27 protein-coding genes are annotated in these 26193 nt (G+C 49.4%); 23 read left to right on the top strand and 4 right to left on the bottom strand.

Translation table 11 applies throughout. The annotated features are described in order from the left end of the window. The 16 genes from KJY73_RS15690 (at position 1) to KJY73_RS15615 (ending at position 15101) form a co-directional block, all read left to right on the top strand. Positions 1-960, top strand: a complete 960-nt coding sequence (locus tag KJY73_RS15690; RefSeq protein WP_214344702.1) for a beta-ketoacyl-ACP synthase III — start codon at positions 1-3, stop codon at positions 958-960. Between the two features lie 146 nt (positions 961-1106). Then, positions 1107-2030 (top strand): ACP S-malonyltransferase, encoded by a 924-nt coding sequence (gene fabD / locus KJY73_RS15685; protein WP_214344701.1) that lies wholly within the window; start codon positions 1107-1109, stop codon positions 2028-2030. Positions 2031-2043: 13 nt separating this feature from the next. Then, entirely contained in the window at positions 2044-2781 is a 738-nt protein-coding gene (fabG, locus tag KJY73_RS15680; RefSeq protein WP_206594455.1) for a 3-oxoacyl-ACP reductase FabG, read from the top strand. A 192-nt stretch (positions 2782-2973) separates the two neighbouring features. After that, positions 2974-3213 (top strand): acyl carrier protein, encoded by a 240-nt coding sequence (acpP, locus tag KJY73_RS15675; protein ID WP_102795318.1) that lies wholly within the window; start codon positions 2974-2976, stop codon positions 3211-3213. Positions 3214-3288: 75 nt separating this feature from the next. Then, on the top strand, positions 3289-4527 hold the full coding sequence (fabF, locus tag KJY73_RS15670) for a beta-ketoacyl-ACP synthase II (protein ID WP_214344700.1): 1239 nt from the start codon (positions 3289-3291) through the stop codon (positions 4525-4527). Positions 4528-4599: 72 nt separating this feature from the next. Next, a complete protein-coding gene (gene pabC / locus KJY73_RS15665; RefSeq protein WP_214344699.1) occupies positions 4600-5412 on the top strand; it encodes an aminodeoxychorismate lyase in 813 nt (270 codons plus the stop codon). Then, positions 5399-6394 carry an endolytic transglycosylase MltG gene (gene mltG / locus KJY73_RS15660; RefSeq protein ID WP_408611392.1) on the top strand — a complete coding sequence of 332 codons (996 nt, stop codon included), beginning with the start codon at positions 5399-5401 and terminating at the stop codon, positions 6392-6394. The genes pabC and mltG overlap by 14 nt, the downstream gene beginning before the upstream one ends. Positions 6395-6482: 88 nt before the next feature. Continuing rightward, entirely contained in the window at positions 6483-7100 is a 618-nt protein-coding gene (gene tmk / locus KJY73_RS15655) for a dTMP kinase (protein ID WP_214344698.1), read from the top strand. Continuing rightward, complete coding sequence (holB, locus tag KJY73_RS15650; protein ID WP_214344697.1) at positions 7097-7987, top strand: DNA polymerase III subunit delta'; 891 nt, start codon at positions 7097-7099, stop codon at positions 7985-7987. The genes tmk and holB overlap by 4 nt, the downstream gene beginning before the upstream one ends. Positions 7988-7990: 3 nt before the next feature. Then, positions 7991-8764, top strand: a complete 774-nt coding sequence (locus tag KJY73_RS15645) for a TatD family hydrolase (protein WP_214344696.1) — start codon at positions 7991-7993, stop codon at positions 8762-8764. Positions 8765-8884: 120 nt separating this feature from the next. Continuing rightward, positions 8885-10522 (top strand): vWA domain-containing protein, encoded by a 1638-nt coding sequence (locus KJY73_RS15640; RefSeq protein WP_232848696.1) that lies wholly within the window; start codon positions 8885-8887, stop codon positions 10520-10522. A 17-nt stretch (positions 10523-10539) separates the two neighbouring features. Beyond that, positions 10540-11145 (top strand): sigma-70 family RNA polymerase sigma factor, encoded by a 606-nt coding sequence (locus KJY73_RS15635; RefSeq protein ID WP_214344694.1) that lies wholly within the window; start codon positions 10540-10542, stop codon positions 11143-11145. Continuing rightward, positions 11138-11725 (top strand): hypothetical protein, encoded by a 588-nt coding sequence (locus tag KJY73_RS15630; RefSeq protein ID WP_214344693.1) that lies wholly within the window; start codon positions 11138-11140, stop codon positions 11723-11725. Before KJY73_RS15635 ends, KJY73_RS15630 begins: the two co-directional genes overlap by 8 nt. A 127-nt stretch (positions 11726-11852) precedes the next feature. Then, a complete protein-coding gene (gene trhO / locus KJY73_RS15625) occupies positions 11853-12863 on the top strand; it encodes an oxygen-dependent tRNA uridine(34) hydroxylase TrhO (protein ID WP_206594446.1) in 1011 nt (336 codons plus the stop codon). A gap of 77 nt (positions 12864-12940) precedes the next feature. Continuing rightward, entirely contained in the window at positions 12941-13186 is a 246-nt protein-coding gene (locus KJY73_RS15620; protein ID WP_206594445.1) for an EF-hand domain-containing protein, read from the top strand. 217 nt (positions 13187-13403) lie between these two features. Then, positions 13404-15101, top strand: a complete 1698-nt coding sequence (locus KJY73_RS15615; protein WP_214344692.1) for a sensor domain-containing diguanylate cyclase — start codon at positions 13404-13406, stop codon at positions 15099-15101. Here KJY73_RS15615 and KJY73_RS15610 read toward each other — a convergent pair. The 3 genes from KJY73_RS15610 to KJY73_RS15600 form a co-directional block, all read right to left on the bottom strand. Then, positions 15098-16324: an APC family permease gene (locus KJY73_RS15610; protein ID WP_214344691.1), complete on the bottom strand. Its 1227-nt coding sequence runs from the start codon at positions 16322-16324 to the stop codon at positions 15098-15100. The genes KJY73_RS15615 and KJY73_RS15610 overlap by 4 nt on opposite strands. Positions 16325-16349: 25 nt before the next feature. Further along, entirely contained in the window at positions 16350-16631 is a 282-nt protein-coding gene (gene ppiC, locus KJY73_RS15605; protein WP_214344690.1) for a peptidylprolyl isomerase PpiC, read from the bottom strand. Positions 16632-16692: 61 nt separating this feature from the next. After that, positions 16693-17223, bottom strand: a complete 531-nt coding sequence (locus tag KJY73_RS15600) for a TetR/AcrR family transcriptional regulator (protein WP_214344689.1) — start codon at positions 17221-17223, stop codon at positions 16693-16695. An 85-nt stretch (positions 17224-17308) separates the two neighbouring features. Here KJY73_RS15600 and KJY73_RS15595 point away from each other — a divergent pair, with 85 nt between their 5' ends. Continuing rightward, the gene (locus KJY73_RS15595; RefSeq protein WP_214344688.1) at positions 17309-17962 is read left to right on the top strand and encodes a glutathione S-transferase family protein; all 654 of its coding nucleotides are present in this window, start codon (positions 17309-17311) and stop codon (positions 17960-17962) included. Between the two features lie 59 nt (positions 17963-18021). On the opposite strand, the gene ald is transcribed toward KJY73_RS15595, so the two are convergent. Continuing rightward, entirely contained in the window at positions 18022-19152 is a 1131-nt protein-coding gene (gene ald / locus KJY73_RS15590; RefSeq protein WP_206594439.1) for an alanine dehydrogenase, read from the bottom strand. 126 nt (positions 19153-19278) lie between these two features. On the opposite strand from ald, the gene lrp reads away from it, so the two are divergent. The 6 genes from lrp to serS all read left to right on the top strand — a co-directional run bounded on the left by lrp (position 19279) and on the right by serS (position 26022). Continuing rightward, the gene (gene lrp, locus KJY73_RS15585; RefSeq protein WP_214344687.1) at positions 19279-19764 is read left to right on the top strand and encodes a leucine-responsive transcriptional regulator Lrp; all 486 of its coding nucleotides are present in this window, start codon (positions 19279-19281) and stop codon (positions 19762-19764) included. Positions 19765-19934: 170 nt separating this feature from the next. Next, on the top strand, positions 19935-22313 hold the full coding sequence (locus KJY73_RS15580) for a DNA translocase FtsK (RefSeq protein ID WP_214344686.1): 2379 nt from the start codon (positions 19935-19937) through the stop codon (positions 22311-22313). Between the two features lie 79 nt (positions 22314-22392). After that, entirely contained in the window at positions 22393-23025 is a 633-nt protein-coding gene (gene lolA, locus KJY73_RS15575; RefSeq protein ID WP_214344685.1) for an outer membrane lipoprotein chaperone LolA, read from the top strand. Next, positions 23022-24341 (top strand): replication-associated recombination protein A, encoded by a 1320-nt coding sequence (locus KJY73_RS15570; RefSeq protein WP_214344684.1) that lies wholly within the window; start codon positions 23022-23024, stop codon positions 24339-24341. The genes lolA and KJY73_RS15570 overlap by 4 nt, the downstream gene beginning before the upstream one ends. Further along, entirely contained in the window at positions 24334-24723 is a 390-nt protein-coding gene (crcB, locus tag KJY73_RS15565) for a fluoride efflux transporter CrcB (protein WP_332874234.1), read from the top strand. Before KJY73_RS15570 ends, crcB begins: the two co-directional genes overlap by 8 nt. Before the next feature lie 9 nt (positions 24724-24732). After that, positions 24733-26022 carry a serine--tRNA ligase gene (serS, locus tag KJY73_RS15560; RefSeq protein ID WP_206594434.1) on the top strand — a complete coding sequence of 430 codons (1290 nt, stop codon included), beginning with the start codon at positions 24733-24735 and terminating at the stop codon, positions 26020-26022. Positions 26023-26193: the final 171 nt, after the last annotated feature.

Below are 26193 nucleotides of genomic sequence, written 5' to 3'. Positions count from 1 at the left end.
ATGTATTCGAGAATCATCGGCACCGGCAGTTATTATCCCAGCCAAGTTCGTACCAATGCCGATTTGGAGCAAATGGTCGATACCAATGACGAATGGATTACCGACAGGACAGGTATAAAGGAACGCCGCATTATAGGTGCGGATGAAACCGTAGCGACTATGGGCGCAGAAGCCTCTCTCAAAGCCATCGAAATGGCAGACATAGACCCGCGCAGCATTGATATGATTGTTTGTGCGACGACCAGTCATGACAAATCTCTCCCCAGCGCCGCATGTGACATCCAGAAAATACTTGGATTGGATGGTATTCCCGCGTTCGACGTGGCCGCTGCTTGTGCTGGTTATTGTTACGCGCTGAGTGTTGCCGACCAGTACATTAAATCGGGCATGGCCAAGCGTATTTTGGTTATCGGCTCTGATTGTTTAAGCCGATTGGTGGCGCCATTTGACCGTACCATGGTGATTTTGTTTGGCGATGCCGCTGGAGCTACGATTTTGGAAGCCAGCGAAGAGCCAGGAATTCTTTCTACCCATATTCATGCCGCCGGTTCATACAATGACCTGCTTTACGTAGGCAATCCCACCCGTGGTGACGAACAGTCTGTGCACGATAACTGGGGGGTAATGAAAGGCAATGAAGTGTTCAAGGTGGCTGTCACTAAACTCAGCGAACTCGTCGAACAAACCCTGGCGGCAAATAATATGCAGAAGTCAGATTTGGACTGGTTAGTGCCACATCAGGCGAATTTCAGAATTATCAAAGCCACAGCGAAGAAGCTGGAAATGCCAATGGATCGTGTTGTGTTGACCTTACAGGATTATGGAAACACGTCAGCCGCGACTGTCCCTACCGCGCTAGATACGGCGATTCGTGATGGACGCATTCAACGTGGTCACAACCTGCTGCTGGAAGCCTTCGGCGGTGGATTTGCCTGGGCATCGGCCTTGGTTCGTTACTAAAAATTTCATATTCATCGCCCGGTTCGGCGTTTCGATAAAGATGTAGATAAGTGTGTAGGATGGCTGTTGCCACATTTTCCTATGCATTTGTCTACCCGTAACAAAGGTTCGAGCCAGGCGAGCAGCGCAAATCAGGAGAGTAGAATATGGCAAAATTAGCATTTGTCTTTCCCGGTCAGGGATCTCAAAGTGTCGGCATGCTGGCCGAGTTGGCAAGCGAAAATCCGCAAGTGCAGGACACTTTTGCCCAGGCAAGCGAAGTATTAGGTTATGACCTTTGGGCGCTGACTCAAAATGGTCCCGAAGCTGATTTGAATGCGACGCATCGCACTCAGCCTGCGTTGTTGGCAGCGAGTGTCGCTGTTTGGCGCGTATGGCAGGCTAAAGGCGGGGAACAACCACAAGTCCTGGCTGGTCACAGTTTAGGTGAATATTCCGCGTTGGTTTGTGCTGGCGTACTGGACTTCCAGGATGCCATCAAATTAGTGCAACTGCGTGGTGAGTTAATGCAGCAGGCAGTTCCTGCCGGAACTGGCGCTATGTACGCCATTATTGGTCTGGATGACGACAAAGTTATTGCTGCCTGTGAACAGGCGGCGCTAGGTGACGTGGTTTCTGCGGTAAACTTTAATAGCCCTGGCCAAGTCGTGATTGCTGGTCAAACTGATGCGGTTGCCAGAGCAGGTGAGGCTTGCAAAGAAGCGGGCGCTAAGCGTGCATTGCCGTTGCCTGTCAGTGTGCCATCTCACTGTGCGTTGATGAAGCCAGCGGCAGAGAAACTCGCTGTTGAGCTTAAAAAACTGCAAGTTAATGCACCTGTCATCCCTGTGGTGAATAATGTTGATGTAGCACTGCCGACGGACCCTGAGCTGATTCGTGATGCCTTGGTTCGTCAGTTATACAGCCCAGTAAGATGGACAGAGTCTGTACAGAAACTAGCTGAAATGGGTGCTGAAAAAGTATTGGAAGTTGGGCCAGGTAAAGTGCTGACCGGTCTAATCAAACGAATTGACAAGAGCCTGGATGTTGATGCCATCAACACACCTGACTCACTGAATGCAAGTTTATAAGAAGGAAGAACACATGTCTGAACTACAAGGCAAAGTGGCCCTGGTAACCGGCGCGAGCCGTGGGATTGGTAAAGCCGTGGCCCAGAAGCTGGCGGCCCAAGGGGCAACTGTGATTGGCACGGCCACCTCTGAAAATGGTGCAGCTGCTATTAGTGAATATTTGGGCGCCAATGGCAAAGGCCTGGCATTGAATGTCACTGACAGTGCGCAGCTTGATGCTTGTCTTGAGCAAATTCGCGGCGAGTTTGGTGAAATCGATATTCTGATCAATAACGCTGGCATCACTCGCGATAATTTGCTGATGCGCATGAAAGATGACGAATGGTCGGATATTATGGAAACCAACCTGACGTCGATTTTCCGACTGTCCAAAGCGGTATTGCGTGGCATGATGAAAAAACGTGCAGGTCGCATTGTTAATATCGGTTCTGTGGTGGGTAGTGCAGGTAATGCCGGGCAGGCTAACTATGCTGCCGCAAAAGCTGGTGTGATTGGATTCTCCAAATCATTAGCCCGAGAAGTGGCGTCCCGTGGTATTACCGTCAACACTGTCGCCCCTGGTTTTATTGATACCGATATGACCAAAGCGTTGACGGATGAGCAACGTGAAGCCATCTTTAAGGACATTCCTGCTAACCGTTTGGGGAATCCGGAAGAGATTGCCGCAACCGTTGCCTTCCTGGTATCGGACGGTGCCGCTTACATCACTGGAGAGACAATCCATGTGAATGGCGGGATGTTTATGGCTTGATTATGTAGCCAACTGCAGTAATCTTACGAGTTTGTGCAGGTAAATTTCCTGTACCTGTTAGTGTTTGTTAATTGAGCGCATTTGTGGTTTGACCAGAAAAAAACTTCATACTCTTGCTTGCAAGGCCTGGAGTTGCTGAATACACTACTGCCAAATTCACATCTAGCCTCACTTTAAGGGAAAACTAGAATTATGAGTAATATCGAAGAACGCGTAATTAAAATCATCGTAGAACAATTGGGCGTTAAAGAAGAAGAAGTAAAGCCTGAAGCGTCCTTCGTTGATGATCTGGGTGCTGATTCTTTGGATACCGTTGAGCTGGTGATGGCACTGGAAGAAGAGTTTGATACTGAGATTCCAGACGAAGAAGCCGAGAAGATCACTACTGTTCAATCTGCTATCGACTACATCAACGCTCACAAAGACGCGTAAGAAGATAGAAAAACGGCTCGTTCAGAGCCGTTTCTTTTCCTACCTATCAAGACTATATCCCTTGCGGAGGCCATAGTGTCAAAACGTCGTGTTGTAGTAACAGGTCTTGGCATGCTTTCCCCTTTGGGCTTAAATACCACCTCTACCTGGAACGCCTTGCTGCGGGGTGAAAGTGGTATTGGCAATATCGAAAGCTTCGATGTAAGTAACTTTTCCACCCGCTTCGCTGGGGCGGTAAAAGGCTTCGATGTTGAGCAGTACATGCCCAAAAAAGAAAGTAAGAAGATGGACTTGTTCATCCAGTATGGAGTGGCTGCCGGTATGCAGGCACTGAAGGATTCCGGTTTACAAATCTGTGAGGCTAATGCTGGCCGCGTAGGTGTAGCCGTGGGTTCTGGTATTGGCGGATTGGGATTAATCGAAGAGAACCACAGTAAATTGCTGTCTTCCGGGCCTCGTAAGATTTCTCCATTCTTTGTGCCATCCACCATCACTAATATGATTTCCGGCTTTCTGTCGATTATGGAAGGTCTCAAAGGGCCGAATCTGAATATTGTCACTGCGTGTACAACCGGTGTGCATAATATTGGTATTGCGGCCCGTACTATTGCATACGGTGACGCTGATGCCATGTTGGCCGGTGGAGCAGAAGCCGCGATTACCCCGCTGGGGCTAGGTGGGTTCGCCGCCGCCCGGGCTTTATCAGCACGTAACGACGATCCCAAAGCGGCAAGCCGTCCCTGGGATAAAGATCGTGACGGATTCGTGATGGGGGACGGTGCTGGCGTGGTGATGCTCGAAGAGTATGAACATGCTAAGGCACGTGGAGCAAAAATCTACGCCGAGCTGGTCGGTTTTGGTATGAGCGGTGACGCTTACCATATGACTTCTCCACCTTCAGAGGGGCAGGGCGCAGCAGCGGCTATGGCGCATGCCCTGGCTGATGCGGGTGTGAATGCCGACCAGGTTGGCTATATTAATGCCCATGGCACCTCGACACCTGCTGGCGATGTCGCAGAAGCGCAGGCGGTGAAGTCGATTTTCGGCGCGTCCGCCAGCCAGGTTATGGTCAGTTCAACTAAATCCATGACGGGCCATTTGCTTGGTGCGGCGGGGGCTGTTGAAGCCATTTTTACTGCGTTGTCTTTGGTGCATCAGGTGGTTCCACCTACTATTAATCTGGACAATCCGGACGAAGGTTGTGACCTGGATTTTGTTCCCCATACTGCACGTGACGTGAAGATGGAGTATGCCTTGTGTAACTCCTTCGGTTTTGGTGGTACCAACGGCTCCTTGCTGTTTAAAAAAATCTAAGCGCTTAACAACGTTGCGAAAGCCTGTTAGTTTCTGACAGGCTTTTTTTTTGCTAAAGGAATAATAGGTTCCATGACATCCTCTTTGCTGATCAATGGTCAGCCCGCGGATCAACTTGCTGTTACCGACAGAGCCACACAATATGGTGATGGGGTATTCAGTACCCTCAGAATCAAGGACGGCGAGTTGCAGTTTTTGAAGGCTCATTTGGACAGATTAAAGACCGGACTTGAGCGTCTTGGTATTGATTTTAGTTGCTGGGACAGGCTGCAAGACTGTTGTCTGGAGCAAGCAATTGGACATTCAGAAGGGGTGCTAAAGATTCTGATAAGTCGGGGCTCAGGTGGGCGAGGCTACCTTCCGCCTTCTCCTGCTCAAGCAACCTGGATACTCAGTTTGCATCCCATGCCAGCGCATTACGCCCTATGGCGTCAGCAGGGAATAACCCTGCAATTGTCTCCTCTTCAGTTAGCCAAACAACCTTTGCTAGCCGGTATAAAGCACTTAAATCGTCTTGAGCAGGTTTTAATTCGCCAGCATGCCGAGGCGCAAGGCTGGCAGGATGCGTTGGTGTGCGATACCGACGGTATGTTGGTCGAATCTTCCGTGGCCAACCTATTCTGGCAAGTGGGGAATAGCTGGTATACCCCTGATCTACACTTTGCGGGTGTTGACGGCATTATGCGTCAGCAGTTGGTTAAGGCCTTAGAATTACGTGGCAATCTTGTTTATCAAGTGCGCAGCGCACCTTCATGCCTGTTGCAAGCCAAGCAATTGTTGCTGTGTAACAGTTTGATGGGGGTGGTGCCTGTGAACAGTTATGCCGGTCATTTTTACCACAAGGACGATGTGGCGCAGTTAAATAAGGAATGTGGTTTTGTCTAAATGGAAGCTGATTCTGTTGTTAATGGCCGTTGGCTTGGGCAGCGGTGTATTTTGGGCTTACCAGCAATATTATCAAACGCTTAATACCAAGCTCACTTTCAATCAGCCCACCTTGTATGAACTCAAACGAGGGCAGAATCTGCATCATTTGCTGGTTTATCTGGAGGATGAGGCGGGTTTGCCCGAAAGTTGGCCAGTGAAGCTATTGGTCAGGTTTGAGCCAACACTGGCAGAACTTAAAGCCGGTACCTACGAATTGTCTCCAGGCATGAACGTACAGCAGGTATTACTGCTGCTGGCCAGCGGTAAGGAAAAGCTATTCGAGATCCGTCTAGTGGAAGGCTTTCGTTGGCGGGACTGGCAAGGACAAATGCAAGCACATCCACATTTGCTAAGTGCTCAACTTACTGAGCTTGAAGCGCAGCTAAAGCCAGAGGGAGGGAGTCTGGAAGGTTGGTTGATGCCGGATACCTATCATTTCACTCGTGGAATGCAAGCCAGCGTGCTTGTGAAACGGGCCTATCTGGAGATGCAGAAGTTTCTCCTCGAACAGTGGCCAAAACGTAAACCCGATTTACCCTATGCAAGCCCCTATGAAGCCTTGATTATGGCGTCCATTGTCGAAAAGGAAACAGGCCTTGCCGAGGAGCGTCCACGCATTGCCGCTGTGTTTGTTAACCGCCTGAGAAAAAACATGCGTTTGCAAACCGATCCTACTGTGATCTATGGGATGGGGGATGCCTTTGACGGCGATATACGCCGTCAGGATCTGCGTACAGCGACACCTTATAATACCTATGTAATTAAAGGACTGCCGCCCACGCCCATTGCCATGGTCAGTCGTGATGCCCTGATGGCAGCGCTGCATCCCATTGACAGCGAAGAGCTGTACTTTGTGTCTCGCAATGACGGCAGCCATGTATTCTCCACTAATCTTGCCGATCACAATGCTGCGGTGCGACAATACCAGTTGAAAAAATAGCGCTGTGTTGAGAGTAAACATGACATTGCCTGAATAGGGCAGTGTTAAACAGTGCGTTTGAAATAGTTAAATTAATCATTGAGTGCGCATGTCTGGGAAATTTATTGTAATTGAAGGCCTGGAAGGTGCAGGTAAGAGTTCGGCGATTGCCATCGTCAAAACCTGTATTGAACAGGCCGGGCATAGTCTGGTTTGTACCCGTGAGCCGGGTGGCACGCCAATGGCCGAAGCTATTCGTGAATGCGTGAAGCAGGACTGGCAAGAAAAGGTCACCATAGAAGCTGAATTGCTGTTGATGTACGCTGCCAGAGTGCAATTGCTGGAAAACGTGATTAAACCGGCCTTGCAACAAGGTCAGTGGGTGTTGGGCGATAGGCATGATCTGTCATCGCAGGCCTATCAGGGCGGTGGCAGAGAGATCCCGGATGACATGCTGGCAAGCCTCAGGGCTATAAGCCTGAAAGGATTCAAGCCGGATTTAACCTTGTATCTGGACGTTGAGCCTGAAGTTGGTTTGGCCCGCGCCAGAGGGCGAGGGGAGCTGGATCGTATCGAGCAATCTGGCTTGGCATTTTTCACCCGCACCCGCGATCGATATCTGCAATTAGCTGCTAAGGACTCAAGTATTAAGGTCATTGACGCGATGCAGGATATGCCTGCGGTTCATGGGCAGATACTTCTGGAACTGCAGGGCTTTTTAGCATGACCTATCCCTGGTTCGAGAGTCTGTTCCAGCAACTTGCCGGACGTTACCGCGCCGGTCGCTTGCATCACGCTCTGTTAATGTTAGGACCACAAGGGTTAGGCAAAGCGACGCTGGCCAAAGACGTTGGCGCCTACCTGCTTTGCCAGCGCACTGAAAGCAGCCGCTGTGGCCAATGCCAGGCTTGTCAGTTAGTGGACGCCGGTAATCATCCCGATTTACATCAAATTCAAAGCGAAAAGCAAATAGGTGTAGATGATATCCGCAGCGCCATTGAAAAGCTAAGTGGTAAATCGCAGTTAGGTGGTGCCAAGGTGCTGGTTATTCATCAAGCTGACAGCATGACCGAGTCTGCGGCGAACGCTTTGCTGAAAACCCTGGAAGAGCCTACCGCACATACATACATGTTGCTAACGGCCAACAGTGCTGAACGCCTATTACCCACGATTAAAAGCCGCTGTGAGAAGCTGTTGTTGCCTGGTGCAAGCCAAGCGCAAACCAGCCAATGGCTGGCAGAGCAATACCAGGGTGACATTGAGCCGCAGCTGCTGACGTTATATGGCGCGACCCCTTTGACATTATTGGCGGTGCTTCAGGAAGAAGCAGGACAACGCTTTGCGGATTTCAGTCAAGATCTGCAACAAGTGTTGAATGGTCAATTACCAGTACTGACCATGGCTGAGCAGTGGCAGGACAACCCAGGCCGTTTACTAAGCTGGTTACAATTGTGGTTAAAAAATGCCATGCAACAGGGCCAATATGCCCAGGATGGGCTCTTTGCAATGTATAGCCAGTGCATCACTGCCAGTCGCCAGGTAACGAACCCCGGTTTAAATAAATTATTGTTATTGTCCAGCGTACTGGGCAGTGTCCGTTCGCTCAGGAGTTAAGTGTTGTTTATTGATTCCCACTGTCATCTGGACAGATTAGATAAATCCCCCGAAGAACTCAGGGCTGTAATGCAACGTGCCAGGGATAACGGCGTAAAGCATTTTTTATGTGTTTGCGTAGCTGTTAACGAATACGAAGCCATGCTGGATGCCGTAAAGGATTTTACTGATGTGTCGGTATCCTGCGGCGTGCATCCTCTGCATCAGGAAGACGCCTGTAGTTACGATGAGTTACTGCGTATGGCGAGTCGTGATGAAGTGGTGGCCATTGGCGAAACAGGCCTGGATTATCACTACAGTCCGGATACCAAGGCGGTCCAACAGCAGTCTTTTATTGACCACATTAAGGTGGCAAACGAGCTGAATAAGCCGTTGATCATTCATACCCGAGATGCCCGACAGGACACTATTGCACTGCTAAAACAATACAAAGCACCGCATACCAAAGGGGTGCTGCATTGTTTTACTGAGGATTTGGACATGGCGCAGCGGGCTATGGCGCTGGGCTTTTACATCTCTATTTCCGGTATAGTGACCTTTAAAGCCGCCAAAGAGCTGCAGGATGTGGTGAGGGAAATACCGCTGGAGCGATTGCTGATTGAAACCGACTCGCCTTGGTTGGCGCCGGTGCCACATCGCGGTAAACCCAATGAGCCGGCTTATGTGAAGGATGTGGCGCAATTTATAGCTGATTTAAAGGAAATTCCGCTCAGCAAACTGGCCGAAGTCACAACAGGTAACTTCTATCAGTTATTTGACCGGGTGCAATCAGCCTGATTTGCCCCGGCGGGTATCAGCGATTCTGGTTAGTGGCTAAGCGGAATCGCAAAATAAATAACCCGAATCGTCAATAGCATCGTTTATAGGGAAAAATTCGCCCCTTAATGGATGTTATTTATGCCACATTTTCCCTATACCACCCGAGCTTGTTGCTTATTGACCGGCTTGCTGCTTAGTGCTTGTGCCAACGAAGCGCCTGAGCAACAAGCTAACCCTGCTACTGAACGTAAAGTGCGGTCGGTGCCTGCTACTGAAGTCGAACAGCGTGTCATGGCTGATGCTGCGCTCTATGCCCCTTCACCTATGGCCCGTATGCAAGTGATGAGCGCGCCAAGCCGGGAGCGCTATCTGGATACGCCTGAAAATGCCCTGATGCTGACCAGCGAGCAACCGGTATCAACGTTTTCCGTTGATGTGGACACCGGCAGTTACACCAACGTCAGACGCATGCTGAATCAAGGTTTCTTACCACCTGCCGATGCGGTGCGGGCAGAAGATTTTATTAATTACTTCACCTATAGCTATCCAGCACCTGATAACAGTGAGGTGTTTAGCATCAATACTGAGCTTGCGGCATCACCCTGGAACCCCAAACGCCATTTATTCAAAGTGGGTTTACAGGGACAGATGTTAGACAAGCAACAACGTAAAGCCGCTAATCTGGTGTTTTTACTGGATGTATCTGGCTCTATGAATGCGCCTGATAAGTTACCGCTTTTGATAAGCAGCCTGCGATTGTTAACATCCCAATTAGGCAGTCAGGATCGCGTCAGTATCGTGACCTATGCTGGCAGCAGCCAAACGGTGCTGGAACCTACGCAAGGTAATCAGCGTGGTCGTATTCAGACTGCACTGGATACGCTGTCTGCTGGGGGCGGGACCAATGGTGAAGGCGGCATTCTTCAGGCTTATCAGTTAGCCCGCAGTAGCTTTATCAAAGAGGGGGTGAACCGCGTGATTCTGGCGACCGACGGGGATTTTAATGTCGGTATGTCAGATTTGGAGGAACTTAAAGCCCTTATCCGTCGGCAGCGCGAAAGCGGTATTGCTCTGACGACCTTAGGTTTTGGTAGTGGCAATTATAATGATGCTTTGATGGAGAGCTTGTCTAACTTGGGCAATGGACAACATGCTTATATCGATAGTATCAATGAAGCACGTAAGGTCCTGGTCGATGAGCTGACCTCCAGCATGGAGATCATCGCCGCTGATGTGAAAATTCAGGTGGAATTTAACCCAGCACTTATCAGTGAGTATCGTCTGGTGGGATATCACAATCGCTTACTAGAGCGAGAGGATTTCAATAACGATAAGGTTGATGCCGGTGAAATTGGTGCTGGGCATCGTGTCACCGCTATTTATGAAATTGCGCTGGCTGGCTCTGGCGGTGAACAAATTGATCCGCTTCGTTATCAGTCATCAGGGGCGCAAGGGAGCTTTGCCAAAGAGCTGGCGCAGATTAAACTCAGATATAAGCTACCATCTGAGACAAAAAGCCAGCTGGTGAGCAAAGTGGTTAGCCTAGATCAGCTATCATCTGAAGAGGTACAAGGGGATTTTGCCTTTGCAGCCGCTGTTGCTGGCTTTGCTCAGATGTTAAAAGGGGGCAAATATATGCAGGACAGTGATTACCAGACACTGCTCGCCTTGGCGCAGCGAGGCAAAGGAAGCGATCCTCAGGGGTATCGTCATGAATTTATCAATCTGCTTAAAAGCGCAGAATTGATAAGCCAGTCATCAGCGTTTACTGAATAAACACGATAGGACAGCCTATGTCATTTGCCCAGCCCCGGTATGACGGTACATCACTAGCATCAGGTCAGCAATCCGACGAGGAACTAATGCTGGCTTATGCTGCTGGTGACTTGCAGGCTTTTTGCCAGCTTTATGAGCAGCATAAAAATCCCTTGTGGCGATTCTTTGTTCGCCGGGGCATGGCAACAGAGTGCGCGGAAGAGTTGGTGCAAGAAGTGTGGCAACGGGTTATTGCCTCTGCGCCTGGTTATCAGCCGTCGGCCAGGTTTACCACTTGGCTGTACCAAATTGCGCGCAATTTGCTTGCCGATCAGCACCGTAAGGCCCATCGTCGTTTTACCTTAGTGAGTGATGAATCTGAGGCTTTGGAAAGCATGGCGTCGCAAGATTATCCTGAGGCTATTACCGAGCAGGGGAGGCTGGCCCTTCGCCTTAAGCACTGTTTGGGTAAGCTGCCTGCCTTACAACTGGATGTGTTTCTGCTTAAAGAGGAAGCCGGACTTACCATGGAGCAGGTGGCTACTATTATGGGGGCTGGTTTAGATGCCTGCAAAAGTCGCTGGCGTTACGCGGTGGCAAACCTGAGCAAATGTATCGGTATGGGAGCGCCAGCAGATGACTGATGATGAAAAGCGTCTCTCTGCGCTTTATCAGAGTCTGGATAAAGAGAATTCTCCAGAACATGTGGATGCCCGCATATTGGCTATGGCTAAGCAAGGTGCGCTTGTGCATACCGTGCCATTGGATGCCAAGCAACCGTCCCGCTGGACAGCCTGGCGTTGGCCGTTGTCCAGTGTGGTGTCGGCTGCCTTGTTAGTGGGGATCTTGTTTTTCACTACGTCTCCATTATTACCGCCCGAGGAGCAGGCGGTATCGGCCTCCTCATACGATATGGTACCGAGCGCCCCCCAACAGGCAAGACGCGAATATCAGGCGATGCCCGAACAAAAACGTCAGTTAGCTCAGAGTATTGAACGCGAAGCTGCAGCAGTCAGAAGTAAGACAGCCAGTGTATTGCCTGCCGCGCAAATCAGTGAACGCCTTGCCGAGGTCGATAGGTTGGTGGCATCAGGAGAGTTACAGCAAGCTGGCACTTTGCTGATGAGCCTGGTAGAGGAAGCGCCAGAGGCGAAAGCGCGCTTGAGCGAGGGCCAGCTTGCGTTGTTGCAAGAAGCACTACATCGCAGGTCTACTAATCAATAGAGTGGCACTAATCCCCTTTAAATTTTATGGCTTTTCCCCTAAAATGCGCGCCGTTTTAGGGCATCCTGCATAGGATGTTGTTGTATTTGGCTCTGGATTTACGTTCCAGCCCGCTAGAGGAAGTGTTATGTCTCAGATTGTTGTTTGCGCGTTGTACAAATTTGTCACGCTGGAAGATTATCAGGCGATTCGTCAGCCCCTTACCGAGTTTATGGAAGCTCACTCAATCAAGGGTACCTTATTACTCGCTCATGAGGGCATTAATGGTACCGTTTCTGGTACACAGGAAGCCATTGATGCGCTCTTGGCCTGGTTAAATGCGGATGCGCGTTTAAACCCTATCAGCTACAAGATCTCATTTGATGAAACCCAGCCGTTTCACCGTACAAAGGTTAAACTGAAAAAAGAAATCGTGACCATGGGTGTGGAAGGCATTGATCCTCGTCGCACCGTGGGTACCTATGTAAAGCCGTCTGATTGGAATGCGCTGATAAGCGATCCCGATGTCATTACTATTGATACGCGCAACGATTACGAGATTGAGATTGGCACTTTTAAACATGCGATCAATCCCAACACCCAGACTTTCCGCGAGTTCCCTCAATACGTGAAAGAGCAACTGGACCCCAGCAAGCATAAAAAAGTGGCGATGTTCTGTACTGGCGGTATCCGCTGTGAAAAGTCCACTGCCTATCTGAAAGAGCAGGGATTTGAAGAGGTATATCACCTGGAAGGCGGTATTCTTAAGTATCTGGAAGAAGTACCTAAAGAAGACAGTTTATGGGAAGGAGACTGCTTCGTTTTCGACAATCGGGTAGCGGTAAATCACGACCTGCAGCGCAGCCACTACGACCAATGCTATGCCTGTCGCTTGCCTATCACTGAAGAGGAAAAGCAGCAGCCGGAGTACGAGTCTGGGGTTAGTTGCCCGAAATGTTTTGGTAAACATAGCGAAGAGCAATTGGCCCGTTTTCGCGAGCGTGAAAAGCAGGTTTCTCTGGCTAAACAGCGTGATGAAGAGCATGTTGGTGCAGATGCCCGTATTGCCATGGAGCAACGTCGCCAGCAAAAAGCTGATGAGCGCAGAGCCAGAGCGCTGGCGGCAAATGCTGCAAAAAAAGCCGAACAGGTGAAGTAAAGTCGGCTAGTGGGTTGTTCACAGATGAACTCCGGGGGTACACTAGCCCCCATATCGTCCTAATTCGAGGAAGTGTTATGTCAGGACAATCCCTAACCGAAGCCCAAGTTGCCGAAGTCCGCAAGGAGTTCGACTTTTTTGACAATGATCACAACGGTATGATCGATCTGGGTGAATTTATCGAGCTACTTACCGTACTTTCACCTAAGACTAAGGTCAAAGTGGTAGAAGAAGCGTTCAGTATGATTGATGAGAATGCTGATGGTCACATCGACTTCGACGAGTTTCTAACCTGGTGGCAGCAAGGCTGGTGGGAATACTGATTTTTATCAGTGACAGATAATGAAGGCGCTATTAAGCGCCTTTTTTAATACCTAAGGATTAGGTATTTCGTTTAACTGCATGAAATATGCGTCACTTTGCTTGATAAGCCGATTAACAACTGAATATTTCGGAATACTTTGGTGTTCTTGAAACAGTCCGGTAACATATTGAAAAGCTAGTGTTTTGAAAAGCTTATCCCAGTCAAGGAAGGTGAATATGATGCAGTTTTGTCGTTATTTATGCATTTCGTTCTGCTTGCTATTCACTTTTTCCAGCCAGGCATCATCTGTTGTTATTAAAGACTCGCCACTCAATCTGACTCACTTTGAGCTCGGCTACTTTGTTGATGAGGCTCAGACATTGGCTATAGAAGATGTAGCTGAGAAGACCTTCAGTCCTACCGGAAATTATACGACGCTAGGGACGAGTGCCAGAGTTACCTGGTACAAGCTTGAACTTCGCAATGAGGCAAAGAATACCCAAGAGTTTTATATCCATTTGCCTTATGCCTATCACGTGCGTTCTGTGGCTTTTTATGAGTTCCGCCATGACACACTAGTTCGTAGCGAGTGGCTGGATATGAACGATGCAACAGACAGCCCGCTGATGTATCGGGGCACAGTGGTCTATCCGGTGAATATAGCATTTGGCGATACGCTAACCTTATATGTACGTAGCCATGTGTATTCCCATCAATGGTTTGCATTGAATTTGCATGATTCAGAGGGCTCCAAGCGAGCACTCATTGGTGCCAAGACCGACATAGCATTGATGGTTGGTATGATGCTGGCTTTGGTTTTCTACAATGGTCTTTTGTACTTCGCGACCAGCAAAAAAGAAAATATTTACTATTCCTTCTATCTGATTTCCGGCTTGCTCTGGATCGCTTTGTCCTACGGGTTATTAGCTAATTTGTTTGGGTGGTATGGGGATGAGGTGTTCACTCTCAACCTCAGTTTGATCACCATGCCGATTTTTCTGTTGCTGTTTGTCATGTCCATTTTTGAGACCAAGCGTTTCTACCCCACAGAACACCGTTTTTTACAGTTTATGCTGGTGTTGTTATCAGCCACCTTGATTTATGGCTTTGTTGACATATCTGGTGCACTGAAGCCCGCCAGCAGTCTGGCAGCCTTGATGATGGTGATTACTTTCTCGGTGAGTATTTCCTTGTATAGAAAAGGTAATCCGCTGGTGAAGTACTTTTTGATAGGGCATAGCTTCTTTGTACTGTTTAACGGTATGGCGGTACTCTTCTATAAAGGTTTAATCACCCCCAGCTACATCAGCCACTTTGGGGTGGGTATTGGCATAGTGCTGGAAGCCCTGACGCTGGCATTCATAATCTCGTATCGGATAAAAATCCTTGAGGATATACGCCATTCTCAAGAAGAACTTAAACGGCAGGCTGCCACCGATCCTTTAACCAAACTATACAATCGCCGCTACTTTTACTCTGAGGCTGACTATTTGCTTGAGGTGGCAAAAACACAAAATGAGCCTTTGTCCGTATTAGTGACCGATATTGACCATTTCAAACGTGTGAATGATACCTATGGGCATCAGACCGGCGATAAAGTGATAGTAGAAGTTGCCGCTACCCTTAAAAAGTACTGTCGTAGTAAGGATCTGATTGCTCGCTTTGGTGGCGAAGAATTCGTCATGTTGCTGCCAGGTGTAGATGAGCAGGAAGCGCATAAATGTGCCAAACGGATACTGGAGGCGATTCAGTCTTTGGTGCTAATTACCGACGAGCAAGATACATTGAAGTTCACGGTTAGTATTGGCGTCGTTGAGATAGATCTCAGTTGTGAAACAGTGGAAATGGCGGTAAACAGGGCCGATAAGGCGTTATATCAAGCCAAGCATTCAGGTCGAAACCGCATCTGTATACAACAGAAAACACCGGACTAATGGCCTTCCACGGCCTCTGCAAAGACCACAATGAGTAACATAATGAAGGCCAAACCCAAATAAGAGGCAACTCGTTTGGGCGCGTGTTCGCGCAAGGCACTTTGTCTGGCCGCAAGCAGTGACTGCAGCAGGTAGTAAAAGGCAAAGGCGCGGGATGCATAGCTAACCAGTTGAAAGATGTTAGCGCTCCAAAGCAAAGTCACGCTGAATAAGGTGATAACAGGGTAGAGGTTACGTGCATTAATTCGCGAACGGCTTTGCTGCTCAACGACTCCGCCCGCACCTATGGTATCAGCAATCGCGGCACTAAACTGGCTCATGGCCGCTGCCACAATTAACATGACAGGTAAAACCAGGGTGATCTGTGCAGATACCGTGATGATAGCCGTTTCGCTGGGTTGAGTTCCGACAAACTGCCCCATATAGGGCATAGCTAACACCACAAAACCAATATAGATAAGTCCTGCCAGTATTTGCGCAACCGACATGGAGCGAACCCGCACATTGAGCGGATATTGGGAGGCTAAATATTTACTGGTTTCAAATCCTTGTACAATCAGCAGCATACCGCCCAATTGACAAAGGCTTTGCCACCAGGGCTGATCTGGACTGCTTAAGCCATGCCAGTGATAGCCTTGCTGGACATCCTGCCATAACAAGCCTCCAAGCAGCGCGGCAATGATCGCCAGTTTGATGCTGACAGAATACTCTTCCAGCCTTTCCAACCCATGTAATCCTCGCAGCAAGCCATAAAAACCAATACTTAGCAGTACCATGCTGGCCAGAACATCGGCATTAAACTCACTATAAATATCAAGACCCGTTAACAAAAAACCGGCCATCAGACGGATATAGAAGGTAATGGAGATAACATAGGCAATTGCCAAAGCAACGTCAGCAAACCGTTCCAGTCCCATCAGCCACTTATCTGGCGCATCCTGATTTAGTGAAGAGGTTTGCATGCTGTAACGCATGGCGCTCCCCAACCACCAGGACAGCAGCACTATCACTATTATTGCAAGCCATGCCCAGTGTCCGGCAATATTAGCCAGTAGTGGGACTACGACTAAAAAGCCGCTGCCGATTATTGATGCCAATGGTGTGACTGTCGCTTGCCAAAAAGCCGAATTTTTTACGGCCGGTCGCAATAGCCAAATGACGAGCAGCACACTCAGCGTGACTAAGCTGGCATCAAGTAAACTGAAATCCGGTGTCTGTGTCATAAGTCCAATGCAACGTGGTGGCGTTTTAGCGCTTGTAAAGCACTTTAATTAAGTGATAGCCGAAGCCTGTTTTAACCGGGCCTTGTACTTCCAGTTCCGGCCCTTTGAATACGGCTTTATCAAAAGCGGGGGCCATGTCGCCCTGAGCAAATTCACCTAAATCGCCACCGCGCTTGCCGGAGGGACATAACGAGTGTTTTTTGGCTAATTGCTGAAAGCTGGCGCCTTGCGCAAGTTTTTGTTTTAGCGCCAGACATTCTTGCTCGGTCTTCACCAGAATGTGCAATGCGGCGGCTTTTCGTGCCATGGAAAGTCCTTAGAACAATGATAAATTAAAGCGCCATTATCCGTTATTCCTCAAGCGGGTTTCAAACTGAGCTTAGGTTTCGACAACTGCTGAGTATTTCTTCTACCAAACTTTCATTGTTAAGTGCCCGACCGATGGCTACACCGCCTACCATCAAGACTGCTTGTTGCAGCGCTTTCTCACGGCAAAGTCCGCCAGACTCCAGCATATTCACCATACCTTGAAACATTCTGGTGTAGGTATCCCGCACCGTTTCATCGCGCTGACTGATATCGGTCACCAAAAAAGCCAGGGGACAGCGTCTGCCTTGGCCTTTAACGTGCTCTTCAGACAAATATCCTTCGGTTAGCTGGGTATGACTGGGTTGTGGTGGGAGCCTACTTATACTGTTTTTGGCGGCGGTTAGGATGGCTTCGCTATACAGGGCTGACTTGGAGCCAAAGTGTGCATAAAAAGCCCCCCGGGTAAGTTTTGCGTCTGTCATAACCTGGTCAATACTGACTTGCTCGAAACCATACTCGGTAAATAGCTTGGCGGCACTGACTAAAATTCGCTCACGGGTTTGTTCTTTATGGCTTTTTTGCCAGGCCATGGTGTTGCTCCAAATTCAGAATATGTTCTTGAACATATTTAGGCTTTTCCTATTCTGAAGCAAGAGAATTATCAACGGAGGTGTTATGACTAAAGTACATATATATTCGGTGGCATTTAGCAGTTTTGGTCGCGTGGCTCAGTTGGTCTGCGAAGAAAAACAGATCCCCTACAGCATGGGAATGGCGGTGAATGGTGAGGAAGTGCCTTTTAAAGGCGAGCAGCATCATGTGTGGCATCCCTATGGCAAGATACCTGTGCTGCTGGTGAATGATAAAGCACTGTGTGAGTCGACCAGTATCATCCGTTATCTGGATGCGCAATTTCCTGGAGTGAAATTGACCCCGCAAGACCCTTGGTTGGCTGCGAAACTGGATGAACGGGTACAACTACTGTCGAATTATATCAACCATGCGCTTATCCGCGACTATATGCTGGAGCTGATTTTCCCTAAAGGACCTGATGGCACACCTCGTTTGGATGTTATGGAAGCTAACAAACCGGCCGCGCTGCGAGCCTTGTCTTTGGTTGAGACCTGGTTGAGCGAAGAAGCGGGTTACTTGTTTGGCAGCACCTTCAGTCTCGCTGATGCTATGGCATTACCGTCACTCTACTACGTGACACAGCTAAAAGCGCCTTTCAGCTTGGTGAACGAGGACAGTGCTATATTCCGCTATGTGCAGAGAATGAAAGAAACCCATGCCTCTTGTGCCAAGGTTTTAGTGCCTAAGCAAGGGTAATTGCTCAGAGTATAAAATAAAAAAGGCGCTCGATAGAGCGCCTTTGCTATTGCTTGTAATTAGGCACCCAGTGCCGTACGAGCATCTGTGTAAGTTAGACCCAACTGGCTACCCAATGCATCAACTACAGCTTTGTAAGTTACTTTGCCTTCATGCACGTTCAAACCATTTAACAGGTGAACATCATCCAACATGGCCTGCTTTGGACCTTTATTGGCCAGTGCCAGACCAAAGGGCAGGGTAGCATTGTTCAATGCCATGGTAGAGGTACGTGCAACGCCGCCGGGCATGTTGGCAACACAGTAATGGACAACACCGTCAACCACATAAACCGGATCCTGGTGAGTGGTGGCGCGAGCCGTTTCAAAACAACCGCCCTGGTCAATGGCTACGTCTACCACTACAGAGCCTTCTTTCATATTGCGGATATGCTCAGCGGTCAGCAGTTTAGGGGCCGCAGCGCCAGGGATAAGCACAGCGCCAATAACCAGATCGGCTTTAGATGAGTAATGCTCAATGGCATCTACGGTTGAGTATACGGTTTTCAGTTGACCACGGAAGATATCATCCAGCTCACGTAAACGGGTCAGTGAGCGATCCAGAATGGTGACGTCAGCGCCAAGACCAATGGCCATTTTCGCAGCATTAGTTCCTACCACGCCACCGCCGATAATCAGAACCTTTCCTGGTGCAACGCCAGGTACACCACCGAGCAGGGTACCGCTACCGCCGTGCGCTTTTTCAAGATAATGGGCGCCAGCCTGGATGGACATACGGCCCGCCACTTCTGACATAGGGGCTAATAAAGGCAAGCCATTGCGGGCATCGGTTACGGTTTCATAAGCAATACAGGTTGCGCCAGAGGCGATAAGTAGTTCTGTCTGTGTTGGATCGGGCGCAAGGTGCAGGTAGGTATAAAGGGTTTGTCCTTTGCTGAGCATTTTACACTCATTGGGCTGCGGCTCTTTAACCTTAACAATCATTTCAGCTTTGTCGAAAATGCTCTCGGCATTGTCGCTGATGCTGGCGCCAGCGGCGATGTATTGGTCATCAGTGAAACCAATGGCGCTGCCCGCGTCCTTTTGCACAACCACATTGTGGCCATGAGTAACAAATTCTTTTACTGCAGCAGGGGTCAGTCCTACACGGTATTCATGATTTTTTATTTCTTTAGGTACACCGATCAACATGTTCTATTCAACCTTCACAGGAAAATGGGGTTGTGAAGTATATGAAAAGATTTGCAGAAGAGTATGCTGAAAAATTGTTAATTGCGGCATATAATCCTGAGAAAAGGCATTTTATCGGAACTTTGTATGCTGGTGAAAACCCCTAAACACCTTGACCGTATCGACCGGAATATCCTGGTGGAGCTGCAAAAAGACGGCCGTCTTTCGAACGTTGAGTTGTCTCGTCGTGTTGGCTTAAGTGCCACGCCCTGCCTAGAGCGGGTAAGACGTTTGGAGCAGCAAGGTTATATAACAGGCTATCATGCTAAGGTCGATCCGGCCAAACTGGGTGCGGCCATGCTAGTCTTTGTTGAGATAACCTTAACCAAGACTTCTTCAGATATCTTCGCAGAATTTTCTGCTGCAGTTCGCAAACTTGACGATATTCAGGAATGTCATCTGGTCGCCGGTGATTTCGACTTCCTGCTTAAAGCCAGGGTCGCAGATATGTCCAGCTACCGTAAATTGCTAGGTGACACCTTACTTGGCTTGCCTGGTGTGAGTGAATCTCGTACTTACGTGGTGATGGAAGAAGTGAAACATACCGGCACCTTGAAAATTAATCTTAAATAATCCCTCCTGATGTTGGCGATTAGCGACACCTAGAACAAGATTTGTGCAACAACCAAAATACTGGCAATAAAAACAGGGTTTATGTGCCGCTGCGCTAGGATTTTGCTAACGTGGCTGGTATCTTTGCAGGTTGTTTGCAGTGGCATTTTGAATATAACAATTAGATGATTATGGCGCGACTCTCTGGTATCCAACGGATTATGGAAGTGGGCATGATAGTGTGCAGCATGTTTGCGCTGTACCTGTTGCTCGCTCTGGCCTCTTTTGACCCTGCCGACCCTAGCTGGAGTCAGGCTGGCTTTCGTGAAGACGTGCAAAATGCAGCCGGCCCTATCGGTGCCTGGTTTGCGGACATTCTCCTCAATAGTTTTGGTTACATTGCCTACGCATTTCCATTTGGTATTGCCTTACTCGGATGGTTTTTATTCCAACAAACCAAAGATTTGTTGGAGTTGGATTACCTGACCATTGGCCTTCGTTTAATTGGCGGTATTTTGTCTATTATCGGCGCGACAGCGCTGTTCAGCCTCAATGCAGACGATGTATACGTATTCTCCGCCGGTGGTTTTGTGGGTGATGCCATCAGTGGCCGCCTGTTACCTTATTTTAATCTGGCTGGCACCACGCTGCTGTTACTGTGCTTTTTGTGTACAGGTCTGACCCTGATGACCGGGTTGTCCTGGTTGGCTCTGGTTGATCATATTGGTGACTGGGCCATCAGTGGTTTACGCTGGTTGGGCCGACTGCCTGCAATGCTTCAGGATATGCAAGTTCCCAGCTTGCCTAAACGGACTAAGGCGACAGCGCCTGAACCAGAAGATATTGCTGAATCCCCAATGGCTTCTCGTCAGGAACCCGTGGTTGAACCGGTATCCAGAAGGGAACCTGTTATCGAGCCGGTATTCACGATGGATGACGAACCAAGCTTTGATGATGTCGCTTTCTTTGATGAACCGGAGCCGGTAAGAGCTGCGCCAACACCCGCACCCGTTGTAAAACCTAAGCCGGCGAAAGACAAACCTAAAACCCTGGCTGAATTGGAAGAAGAGTATGCGGTGGAAGGGGAGCGTCCATCGTTTAATCTGCTGGATCGTCCTGACAAAGTAAAAAACCCTATTTCCCCGGAAGAATTAGAAGCTGCATCGCGTTTGGTGGAAGCCAAGTTGCTGGACTTCAATATCGAAGCCAAAGTGGTGGGGGTATACCCAGGACCAGTGATTACCCGTTTTGAGCTGGATTTGGCTCCGGGTGTAAAAGTTGCCAAAATTTCTTCACTTTCCAAAGACCTGGCCAGAGCATTATCTGCTATTTCGGTGCGGGTGGTGGAGGTGATCCCAGGTAAATCCGTGATTGGTCTGGAACTGCCGAACAAGCACCGTGAAATGGTGCGTTTGTCCGAAGTTATTGAATGCGACGTTTTCCAAAACTCTGCCTCTAACCTGACCATGGTGCTGGGTAAAGACATCGCCGGCAAACCTGTGGTGGTGGATCTGGCCAAAATGCCGCACTTACTGGTGGCCGGTACGACAGGTTCGGGTAAGTCGGTGGGCGTCAACGTGATGATTTTGTCATTGTTGTACAAGTCCAGCCCGGAAGATGTGCGGTTGATTATGATCGACCCGAAAATGTTGGAGCTATCGGTCTACGAAGGTATTCCGCATTTGCTCGCCGAAGTGGTTACGGACATGAAAGAGGCGGCCAATGCCCTGCGTTGGTGTGTGGGGGAAATGGAGCGTCGTTATCGTTTGATGTCTGCGCTGGGCGTGCGTAACCTTAAAGGCTATAACGCCAAAATTGCAGACGCTATAGAGGCTGGCGAGCCGATTAAAGACCCACTGTGGAAACCTGAACAGAGTATGGATCCCGAAGCGCCGGATCTGGAGAAGTTGCCCAGTATTGTGGTGGTGGTGGATGAATTTGCCGATATGATGATGATTGTCGGCAAGAAAGTAGAAGAGCTGATTGCCCGTATTGCCCAAAAGGCGAGGGCAGCCGGTATCCACTTAGTGCTGGCCACGCAGCGTCCGTCAGTAGATGTTATTACCGGTCTTATTAAAGCCAACATTCCCACCCGTATTGCCTTTCAGGTGTCATCTAAGATCGATTCACGAACTATCCTGGACCAGCAGGGCGCCGAAGCCTTGTTAGGACAAGGGGATATGCTGTATTTGCCACCAGGTACCGGCGTGCCGACCCGGGTACATGGTGCCTTTGTGGATGATCACGAAGTCCATGCGGTGGTGGCAGACTGGCAGAAACGTGGCAAGCCAAATTATATCGATGAAATATTAAGCGGAGAGGGTAGCGCTGAAGTGCTGCTGCCCGGAGAGCAGGCGGAAGGTGATGATGCCGAATCCGATCCCTTGTATGACGAAGCGGTGGCCTTTGTTACCCAAAGTCGTCGTGCCTCAGTATCCAGCGTGCAGCGCCAGTTCAGAATTGGCTACAACCGTGCAGCCCGAATTGTCGAGCAGATGGAAATGTGCGGCGTGGTGAGCGCACAAGGCCATAACGGCAACCGTGAAGTGTTGGCACCGCCACCAGTTTGATGCAGCGACAGCTGTTGTTCAGGCAATGGTCAGTTTAGCTTGTCACAATGTGACTGTGTGAATTACTCAAGAAGTGTGTATGAAGAAAATTTTTCTAAGCAGCTTATGTGTTTTGGCGTTTCCTGTACTGGCCAATGATGCCGCGGATAGTCTGAAAAGCAGGCTCCATGAACTGCAAAGTTTTCAGGCCAATTTTTCTCAGCAGGTTGTTGATGGTCAAGGACAGCAGGTGCAGGAAGCCACAGGCAAGCTGCAACTGCTGCAGCCGAATAAATTACGCTGGGAACTGTTTTCGCCAGATGAGAGTTTGTTGATCGCCGATGGTCAGACGGTTTGGCATGTTGACCCCTTTGTGGAACAGGCTATCGCTATGGACCAACAGGCAACAGTGGCCGACAATCCGCTGATTTTACTGGCACAGCCAGATAGTCAGCATTGGCAGGATTTTAGTGTGACAGCAGAGGGGACCAGCTACCAGATACGTAGTCACAGCGAAGACAGCCAGATTGAGACCCTCACTTTGAGGTTTGAAGGACAAACTTTGGTTTCCCTTAGCCTGCTGGACAGACAGCAACAAACCAGTACTCTGGATTTTTCCGATATCCAGCAAAACAAGGGCTTACCGGACGCGTTGTTTATCTTTACCCTTCCCGAGGGATTTGAGCTGGATGACCAGCGCCAGGTACAGACCGGAAGTTTGCCAAAACCATGACCCAAGAGCTGGACTTTGGCCAGGACAATCCTTACCAGCCACTGGCCGCGTTGATGCGGCCAAAGCGCCTGGAAGACTACGCCGGCCAGCAGCATATTCTGGGGGAAGGAAAGCCGCTGCGCCGCGCTATCGAGCAGGGCAAAGCCCATTCCATGATCCTCTGGGGCCCACCTGGCACGGGAAAAACCACCCTGGCTGAACTGATCGCCAATTATTGTGATGCCCATGTAGAGCGCATCTCTGCGGTGACCTCAGGGGTAAAGGAGATACGTCAGGCTATTGATAATGCCCGGCACCAGGCCCAGGCGCGAGGCAAAAAAACCTTATTGTTCGTTGATGAGGTACACCGCTTTAATAAGAGCCAGCAGGATGCTTTCTTACCCCATATTGAAGACGGTACCGTCATTTTTATCGGCGCGACGACCGAAAACCCGTCTTTTGAACTTAATGGCGCCTTGCTGTCCAGAGCCAGAGTGTATCTGCTTAAGAAACTGGAAGCAGAAGACTTAACGCAGATGTTGTCTCGGGCTATGCAGGATAGCCGTTACGCTGGCATTACCTTGGCTGACGATGCACAACAGTTGTTAACTCAACTGGCTGATGGCGATGGCAGACGTTTGCTTAATTACCTGGAGCTGGCGGCTGATTTTGCCGAGCAGGGGTTGGTGAGCGTCGATACAGTGCGTGAAGCGGTAGGCGGTAAGGTGGCCGCCTTTGATAAGGGCGGGGATCAGTTTTACGACATGTTGTCTGCCTTACATAAATCCGTAAGAGGCTCGTCACCAGATGGGGCATTGTATTGGTATGCACGAATGCTGGAAGCGGGTTGCGATCCATTAGTGGCGGCCAGACGTTTGCTGGCAATAGCGTCCGAGGATATTGGTAATGCTGATCCTAGGGCGTTACAGGTCTGTCTGAACGCCTGGGATATCTTTCATCGGGTTGGCCCGGCCGAAGGAGAGCGCGCCATTGCCCAGGCGCTGGTGTATTGTGCCTGCGCGGCCAAGAGTAACGCCCTGTATATGGCCTATAAACAGGCTCGCAGAGACGCCAGAGAGCTGGCTAATTTTGAGGTGCCTCACCATCTTCGCAATGCCCCAACCAAACTGATGAAAGAGCAGGGCTATGGCAGTGAATACCGTTATGCCCATAATGAGCCGGGGGCCTATGCCGCTGGTGAATCTTATCTGCCACCGGAGCTTGCAAATCAGCGCTATTATCTGCCTAATGAGCGCGGTCTGGAGAAGCAAATTCGTGCCAAATTGGATTATTTGCGCGAACAGGATGAGCAAAGTGAGCAGCAACGTTATAAGTAACAGTTTTGCTTTATATGCGACTATTGCCGCGGGCGGCGCTATGGGCGCCTGTTTACGCTATTTTATTTCGCAACTGGCTTTGCAGTGGTTTGGTAAAGGGTTTCCCTTTGGTACACTGGCGGTCAATATTCTCGGCTCCTTGATGCTAGGCGTTGTGTATGGTCTTATCGAGAGCGAGTATGTGGCAGGCCACCCTTGGCGGACCTTTTTGAGCATTGGTTTTATTGGCGCCCTGACCACATTTTCCACGTTTTCCCTGGATACCTTATTGCTTATGCAACAAGGTGCATGGATGAAAGCCGTGGGCAATATTTTGTTAAACCTGCTGTGTTGCCTGTTGGCTGCATGGTTGGGTATCAAGTTGATCATAAACAAAGGTTAATCACACAGCATGTTAGACCCGAATTTTTTGCGCAGCGATATCGAGACAACCGCACAGCGCCTTGCCACCCGCGGCTTTACCCTGGATGTGGCGACCTTTAAATCCCTTGAAGAAAAACGCAAAGATCTGCAGATCCGTACGCAGGAATTGCAGAATGAGCGCAATGTGCGCTCCAAAAATATAGGTAAAGCCAAAGCCGCTGGTGAAGATATAGCCCCCTTACTGGCTGAAGTGGGCAAGCTGGGTGACGAGCTGGACAGTGCGAAAACTGAACTGGATGCGCTGTTAGAGGAAATCAGTCAATTGTCTCAGGCGCTGCCTAATCTGCCACATGAATCTGTGCCAGTCGGTCGCGATGAAGAAGAGAACAAAGAAATCAGCCGTTGGGGTACGCCACGCCAGTTCGATTTCGACATAAAAGATCACGTTGATGTAGCCACGGCGTTGGACAAAGGCCTGGATTTTGAAGCTGGGGTTAAGCTCAGTGGCGCGCGTTTTGTGGTTATGCGCGGCAAGATTGCCCGTCTGCATCGTGCGTTAACGCAGTTTATGCTGGACCTGCATACCAGTGAACATGGTTATCAGGAAATGTACGTACCTTATCTGGTCAACGCCGATAGCTTGTTTGGTACCGGCCAATTGCCTAAGTTTGGCGAGGATCTATTTCATACCAAGCCTGCTACTGAAGAAGGGCAGGGTTTGAGCCTGATCCCTACCGCAGAGGTACCGCTCACCAACCTGGGACGAGATGAGATTTTCCCGGCAGAACAACTGCCACTGAAGATGACGGCTCATACACCTTGTTTTCGCAGTGAGGCTGGCTCCTATGGGCGTGACACCCGTGGTCTGATTCGCCAGCATCAGTTTGATAAGGTTGAGTTAGTGCAGTTGGTTAAGCCGGAGGAGTCTTTCGAGGCACTGGAAGAGCTTACCGAACATGCCGAGAAGGTCCTGCGTTTACTGGGTTTGCCATACCGTAAGATGCTGCTTTGTACCGGTGATATGGGCTTTGGTTCATGCAAGACGTACGATCTGGAAGTATGGCTACCCGCGCAAAATACCTACAGAGAGATTTCTTCTTGCTCCAATATGCTGGATTTCCAAGCGCGCCGTATGCAGGCACGCTATCGTAACCCGGAAACCGGCAAGCCCGAACTGCTGCACACCTTAAATGGCTCTGGTTTGGCGGTAGGACGGACTTTAGTTGCCATTTTGGAAAACTATCAGCAGGCCGATGGCAGTGTGGAAATCCCTGATGTGCTGCGCCCATATATGGGTGGCATTGAGGTTATTCGCTAAGCCTTCAACGCTATCGAGTACTAGAAGCGGGCCTCATGGCCCGTTTTTTTATTGTCAGTCTTAAACCACCTCCTATGGAGGTGGTGATCGTCCAGTCGGGGCTGTGCCCGTAGAGTGCTCATGCTAGATACTGACTTTTGTTTGTTACCAGCAAATAAAAGGAGTAAATAG

This window comes from Bowmanella yangjiangensis (assembly GCF_018531185.1).
GTDB lineage: Bacteria > Pseudomonadota > Gammaproteobacteria > Enterobacterales > Alteromonadaceae > Bowmanella > Bowmanella yangjiangensis.
This window is presented reverse-complemented; position numbering and strand designations above follow the sequence as displayed.

What these genes read in the sequence shown, in the direction of transcription:
- KJY73_RS15690 (WP_214344702.1), top strand. Translation starts at nt 1, where the DNA reads ATGTATTCGAGAATCATCGGCACCGGCAGTTATTATCCCAGCCAAGTT.
- fabD (WP_214344701.1), top strand. Translation starts at nt 1,107, where the DNA reads ATGGCAAAATTAGCATTTGTCTTTCCCGGTCAGGGATCTCAAAGTGTC.
- fabG (WP_206594455.1), top strand. Translation starts at nt 2,044, where the DNA reads ATGTCTGAACTACAAGGCAAAGTGGCCCTGGTAACCGGCGCGAGCCGT.
- acpP (WP_102795318.1), top strand. Translation starts at nt 2,974, where the DNA reads ATGAGTAATATCGAAGAACGCGTAATTAAAATCATCGTAGAACAATTG.
- pabC (WP_214344699.1), top strand. Translation starts at nt 4,600, where the DNA reads ATGACATCCTCTTTGCTGATCAATGGTCAGCCCGCGGATCAACTTGCT.
- tmk (WP_214344698.1), top strand. Translation starts at nt 6,483, where the DNA reads ATGTCTGGGAAATTTATTGTAATTGAAGGCCTGGAAGGTGCAGGTAAG.
- holB (WP_214344697.1), top strand. Translation starts at nt 7,097, where the DNA reads ATGACCTATCCCTGGTTCGAGAGTCTGTTCCAGCAACTTGCCGGACGT.
- KJY73_RS15640 (WP_232848696.1), top strand. Translation starts at nt 8,885, where the DNA reads ATGCCACATTTTCCCTATACCACCCGAGCTTGTTGCTTATTGACCGGC.
- KJY73_RS15635 (WP_214344694.1), top strand. Translation starts at nt 10,540, where the DNA reads ATGTCATTTGCCCAGCCCCGGTATGACGGTACATCACTAGCATCAGGT.
- KJY73_RS15630 (WP_214344693.1), top strand. Translation starts at nt 11,138, where the DNA reads ATGACTGATGATGAAAAGCGTCTCTCTGCGCTTTATCAGAGTCTGGAT.
- trhO (WP_206594446.1), top strand. Translation starts at nt 11,853, where the DNA reads ATGTCTCAGATTGTTGTTTGCGCGTTGTACAAATTTGTCACGCTGGAA.
- KJY73_RS15620 (WP_206594445.1), top strand. Translation starts at nt 12,941, where the DNA reads ATGTCAGGACAATCCCTAACCGAAGCCCAAGTTGCCGAAGTCCGCAAG.
- KJY73_RS15615 (WP_214344692.1), top strand. Translation starts at nt 13,404, where the DNA reads ATGATGCAGTTTTGTCGTTATTTATGCATTTCGTTCTGCTTGCTATTC.
- KJY73_RS15610 (WP_214344691.1), bottom strand. Translation starts at nt 16,324, where the DNA reads ATGACACAGACACCGGATTTCAGTTTACTTGATGCCAGCTTAGTCACG.
- ppiC (WP_214344690.1), bottom strand. Translation starts at nt 16,631, where the DNA reads ATGGCACGAAAAGCCGCCGCATTGCACATTCTGGTGAAGACCGAGCAA.
- KJY73_RS15600 (WP_214344689.1), bottom strand. Translation starts at nt 17,223, where the DNA reads ATGGCCTGGCAAAAAAGCCATAAAGAACAAACCCGTGAGCGAATTTTA.
- KJY73_RS15595 (WP_214344688.1), top strand. Translation starts at nt 17,309, where the DNA reads ATGACTAAAGTACATATATATTCGGTGGCATTTAGCAGTTTTGGTCGC.
- ald (WP_206594439.1), bottom strand. Translation starts at nt 19,152, where the DNA reads ATGTTGATCGGTGTACCTAAAGAAATAAAAAATCATGAATACCGTGTA.
- lrp (WP_214344687.1), top strand. Translation starts at nt 19,279, where the DNA reads ATGCTGGTGAAAACCCCTAAACACCTTGACCGTATCGACCGGAATATC.
- KJY73_RS15580 (WP_214344686.1), top strand. Translation starts at nt 19,935, where the DNA reads ATGGCGCGACTCTCTGGTATCCAACGGATTATGGAAGTGGGCATGATA.
- lolA (WP_214344685.1), top strand. Translation starts at nt 22,393, where the DNA reads ATGAAGAAAATTTTTCTAAGCAGCTTATGTGTTTTGGCGTTTCCTGTA.
- KJY73_RS15570 (WP_214344684.1), top strand. Translation starts at nt 23,022, where the DNA reads ATGACCCAAGAGCTGGACTTTGGCCAGGACAATCCTTACCAGCCACTG.
- serS (WP_206594434.1), top strand. Translation starts at nt 24,733, where the DNA reads ATGTTAGACCCGAATTTTTTGCGCAGCGATATCGAGACAACCGCACAG.